Raw genomic sequence first — 5,138 nt, forward strand, 5'->3', positions numbered from 1 at the left:
GCAGACGCCCGCCGGGCCGGTGGCCGGGGCGGGCGTCTGGCGATCCGCTGCGTCGGGTGGGTCAGTCGCCGATCAGGGCGTCGACGAAGGCGCCCGGCTCGAAGGGCGCGAGGTCGTCGGCCCCCTCACCGAGGCCGATCAGCTTGACCGGCACGCCCAGCTCGCGCTGGACGGCGACCACGATGCCGCCCTTGGCCGTGCCGTCCAGCTTGGTCAGCACGATGCCGGTGATGTTCACGACCTCCGCGAACACCCGGGCCTGGACCAGGCCGTTCTGCCCGGTGGTGGCGTCCAGCACCAGCAGCACCTCGTCCAGCGGGGCCTGCTTCTCGACGACCCGCTTGACCTTGCCCAGCTCGTCCATCAGGCCGGTCTTGGTGTGCAGGCGGCCGGCGGTGTCGATCAGCACCACGTCGGCGCCGGTGACGATGCCCTCCTTGACGGAGTCGAAGGCGACCGAGGCCGGGTCGCCGCCCTCGGGGCCGCGCACCGTGTGGGCGCCGACCCGCTCGCCCCAGGTCTGCAGCTGATCTGCGGCCGCCGCGCGGAAGGTGTCCGCGGCGCCGAGCACCACGGTCCTGCCGTCGGCGATCAGCACGCGGGCCAGCTTGCCGGTGGTGGTGGTCTTGCCGGTGCCGTTGACGCCGACGACCATGACCACGCCCGGGGTGCCCTCCTTCGCGTCCGTCTTCACCGAACGGTCGAACTCGGGGTTCAGCAGCTGGAGCAGCTCCTCGCGGAGCAGGGTGCGCAGCTCTTGCGGGGTGCGGGTGCCCAGCACCCGCACCCGCTCGCGCAGACGGTCCACGAGCTCCTGGGTGGGCTGCACGCCGACGTCGGCGGTCAGGAGGGTGTCCTCGATCTCCTCCCAGGTGTCCTCGTCGAGGTGCTCGCGGGAGAGCAGGGTCAGCAGGCCCTTGCCCAGCGCGTTCTGCGAGCGCGAGAGGCGGGCGCGCAGCCGGACCAGCCGGCCGGCGGTGGGCTCGGGAACCTCGACCGCCGGGGCGGCGGGCTCCAGGGGGACCTCTTCGACCAGGGTGGCGCCGCTGGGCGATCCGGGGAGGTCGACCTCCTCGATCGTGCGGCGCCCTTCGTCCCGTGGAGTCTCCGCCTCCTCCCCGACCGTGGGCTCGGCCGGCGGGGCGGTGATGTCGGGAGCGGACGGGGGCGGGGGCGGCGGCTTCCTGCGCCGGGTGCCGACGACGAGGCCGGCGAGGGCGACCAGGGCCACCACCGCGATGACTACGGCAAGGATGAGGGTGTCCATAACGGTCCCAGTATCGGCCATGGGGCGCACGCCGCCCGGGGCGCGCGCCGGGCTTCTTCCCGATGAGGCGGGGCCGAGGCCTCACGCGCCCCGGCCCGCGAAGGGACGGACCCGCCCGGAACCGCCCTCATCGGGCGAACCGGCCGGGCGTCGCCGGCCGGGCGTCGCCGTCAGCGCAGTCGCTGGCTGATCACCTTGGAGACGCCGTCGCCCTGCATGGACACGCCGTAGAGCGCGTCGGCGACCTCCATGGTGCGCTTCTGGTGGGTGATCACGATCAGCTGGGAGGACTCCTGGAGTTCCTGCATGATCCGGATCAGCCGCTGCAGGTTGGTGTCGTCGAGCGCGGCCTCGACCTCGTCCATCACGTAGAACGGGCTGGGCCTCGCCTTGAAGATGGAGACCAGCAGCGCCACGGCGGTCAGCGAGCGCTCGCCGCCGGACAGCAGGCTGAGCCGCTTGACCTTCTTGCCCGGCGGCCGGGCCTCGACCTCCACGCCGGTGGTCAGCATGTTGTCCGGGTCGGTGAGGATCAGCCGGCCCTCGCCGCCGGGGAAGAGCCGGCCGAAGACGCCCTCGAACTCGCGGGCGGTGTCCCGGTAGGCCTCGGTGAAGACCTGCTCGACCCGCTCGTCGACCTCCTTGATCACCTGGAGCAGGTCGGCGCGGGTCTTCTTCAGGTCCTCCAGCTGCTCGCTGAGGAACTGGTGGCGCTCCTCCAGCGCGGCGAACTCCTCCAGCGCGAGCGGGTTGACCTTGCCGAGCTGCTGGTAGGCGCGCTCGGCGGCCCGCAGCCGCTTCTCCTGCTCGGCGCGGACGAACGGCCGTGGCCGGTTGCGGGGGTGCTCGGGGTCCTCGGGCAGTTCCTCGCCCTCGGCGGGCGGGGACGGCGGGACGGGCTGGGCCGGACCGTACTCGCCGACCAGCGCCTCGGGCTCGACGCCCAGCTCCTCCAGCGCCTTGGTCTCCAGCTGCTCGATCCGCAGCCGCTTCTCGGCGCCGAGCACCTCGCCGCGGTGGACGGAGTCGGTGAGCTTGTCCAGCTCCCCCTTGAGGTCGCGTCCTGCCGTGCGGGCCGCGGCGAGCTCGCGTTCCTGACGTGTGCGGGCGGCGTCGGCGGCGGTGCGTTCCCGGTCGGCGCGCTCCAGCGACACCTCGACGTGGGCGAGCAGCTGCCGAGCGCCGGAGGCGACCGCCGAGGCGACGGCGGCCTCGTGGCGCAGCCGGGCCTTGCGGCGTTCGGCGCGGACCCGGGCCTCGCGTTCGGCGCGGGCGGCACGGTCCAGTGAGTCCGCGCGGCCGGCCAGGGCCTTGACCCGCTCCTCGTGGGTGCGCAGCTGGAGCCGGGCCTCCATCTCGGTCTGCCGGGCGTTGGCGCCGTCGGCGGCGAGCCGGTCGCGGGCGGAGGTGTCGGGGTCCTCGTCGACCGGCATCTCCTCCGCGACGGCCAGCCGCTCGGCCAGTTCCTCGACGTCGGTGAGCGCCTTCTCCAGGGCCTCCTGGGCGCGGGCGGTGGCGGCGGCGGCACGCTCGGCCTCTCCGGCGGCACCCCGGGCCTGGCCGGCAAGGCGGCCGAGCTGCTGCGAGACGCCCGACTTCTCGCGGTCGGCGGCCCGGCGGCGTTCGCCCAGTTCCTCCACCAAGGCGGCGCACCCGGTCCGCCGCTCGGCGGCCAGCCGCTGGGTGACGGCCAGCTCCCGGCAGCGTGCCTCCAGTTCCTCGAGCAGGGCGGCGGCCTCGTCGACGGATGCCTGGACCTCCAGCAGGCTGGGCGCGGCGGCCGAGCCGCCGTGCGCGTAGTGGGCGCCGAGCAGGTCGCCCTCGGCGGTGACGGCGGTGAGGTCGGGGCGGGAGCGGACGACGTCCTCGGCGTCGTCGAGGGTGTCCACCACCACGACGCCGCGCAGCAGCCGGCGGACGGCGGGCATCAGCTGGTCGGGGCCGCCGACCAGGTCGGCGGCGTGCGGCCACCGCTCGTGACGGGGGGCCGGCTCCGGCTCCTCGGCGGCTCCGGTGAGCAGCAGGGCGGCGCGGCCGGCGTCCTGCTTGCGCAGCAGCCGCAGGGCCTCGGCGGCCGCGGCGGGCGAGTCGGCCGCCACGGCGTCGGCGGCGGCGCCGAAGGCCGCGGCGAGGGCCGCCTCGTGGCCGGGGGTGACGGTGAGGAGGCCTGCGGCGGGGCCGAGGACTCCGGTGAGGGTGTCTTGGGCGTCGAGGAGGGCGCCGGTGCCGTCCTTGCGTCGCAGGCCGAGGGCGAGGGCGTCGTGCCGGGCCCGGGTGGCGGCGCTCTCGCGTTCGGCGCGGGTGAGGGCCTCGCGGGCGGCGGTCAGCGCGGCGTCGGCCTCGGCGAGGGCGCCCTTCGCCTCGTCGTGCCGTTCGGCGAGTTCGGTGTCCTCCGCGTCGAGGCCGTCCACCTCGGCCTTCAGCTCCTCGTACTCCTCCTGGGCGGCGACGGCGCGCGCCCGGGCCTCGTCCCGTGAGGAGGTGAGGCGGTCGATCTCGGCCTGGGCCGCGGCGGCCCGGGAGCGGGCGGCGCCCACCTGGCCGCTGAGCCGGGCCAGGCCCTCGCGGCGGTCGGCGATGGCGCGGGCGACGTCCTTGAGGCGGCGTTCCTCGGCGGCGAGGGAGCGTTCCAGTTCCTCGCGGTGGGCGACGGTGTCCTCCAGGGCCCGCTCGGCGGCCTCCAGGGCGGCCTCGAGTTCGGCCTCCTGTTCGCGGATGCGGGCGGCCTCACGCTCCATGTCCTCGGGGTCGCGGCCGCGGCGCTCCTCGACGGGGGCGGCGGTGGCGCTCTTCACCCGGGCGTCGGCCAGCGAGACGGTGCCGCGGACGCGTTCGGCGAGCTGCGAGAGCTCGTACCAGGTCTGCTGGGCGCGCTGCAGGCGCGGTGTGAGGCGGCGGACCTCGTCCTCCAGGAGCGCCTCGCGGCGCAGCGCCTTGCGCAGCTCCTCCTCGGTGGCCTCCTTGCGCTCCTTGAGCGCGGCCTCGTCGGCGACCTCGGCGCTCAGGGCCTCGCGCAGTGCCACCAGGTCGTCGGCGAGCAGGCGCAGCCGGGCGTCGCGCAGGTCGGCCTGGATGACGGCGGCCCTGCGGGCCACGGCGGCCTGCCGGCCCAGTGGCTTGAGCTGGCGGCGCAGTTCGTCGGTGAGGTCCTGGACGCGGGCCAGGTTGGCCTGCATGGCGTCCAGTTTGCGCAGCGCCTTCTCCTTGCGCTTGCGGTGCTTGAGGACGCCGGCCGCCTCCTCGATGAAGGCGCGGCGTCCCATGGGGTCGGCGTGCAGCACGGAGTCGAGCTGGCCCTGGCCGACGATGACGTGCATCTCGCGGCCGATGCCGGAGTCGGAGAGGAGTTCCTGGATGTCCAGGAGGCGGCAGGTGTCGCCGTTGATCTGGTACTCGCTGCCGCCGTTGCGGAACATGATCCGCGTGATGGTGACCTCGGCGTACTCGATGGGCAGGGCGCCGTCGGAGTTGTCGATGGTCAGTGAGACCTCAGCGCGCCCGAGGGGAGGGCGGCCGGTGGTCCCGGCGAAGATGACGTCCTCCATCTTGCCGCCGCGCAGCGACTTCGCGCTGTGCTCGCCCATGACCCAGGTCAGCGCGTCCACGACGTTGGACTTGCCGGAGCCGTTCGGGCCGACGACGCAGGTGATGCCCGGCTCGAACCGGAGCGTGGTCGCGGATGCGAACGACTTGAAGCCGCGGAGGGTCAGGGCCTTGAGGTGCACGCCGGGGGACTTTACCGGCCGGTCCCCCCGCACTCCACGAGCCGGCGGCACGATCCGGTTTGCCGCGGCCCGGTTTCGCACGGTGGGGCGGCGGGCAGATCAGAGCTACAGGATCGCGGTGGGGTGGGGTCGGCACGGTCCCGGGC

2 protein-coding genes are annotated in these 5,138 nt (G+C 74.8%); both read right to left on the minus strand.

Annotation, left to right across the window (positions count from 1 at the left end):
* Nucleotides 1–61 precede the first annotated feature (61 nt).
* Complete coding sequence (gene ftsY / locus ACOV8S_RS13260; protein ID WP_448318026.1) at nucleotides 62–1,267, minus strand: signal recognition particle-docking protein FtsY; 1,206 nt, start codon at nucleotides 1,265–1,267, stop codon at nucleotides 62–64.
* A 170-nt stretch (nucleotides 1,268–1,437) separates the two neighbouring features.
* Entirely contained in the window at nucleotides 1,438–4,992 is a 3,555-nt protein-coding gene (gene smc / locus ACOV8S_RS13265) for a chromosome segregation protein SMC (protein ID WP_448318027.1), read from the minus strand.
* Between the last annotated feature and the right edge of the window lie 146 nt (nucleotides 4,993–5,138).

The sequence above is a fragment of the Streptomyces sp. CO7 genome, from assembly GCF_053474865.1.

Excerpts from the sequence above, each read along its gene's own strand:
- ftsY (WP_448318026.1), bottom strand. The coding sequence starts at position 1,267 with ATGGACACCCTCATCCTTGCCGTAGTCATCGCGGTGGTGGCCCTGGTC.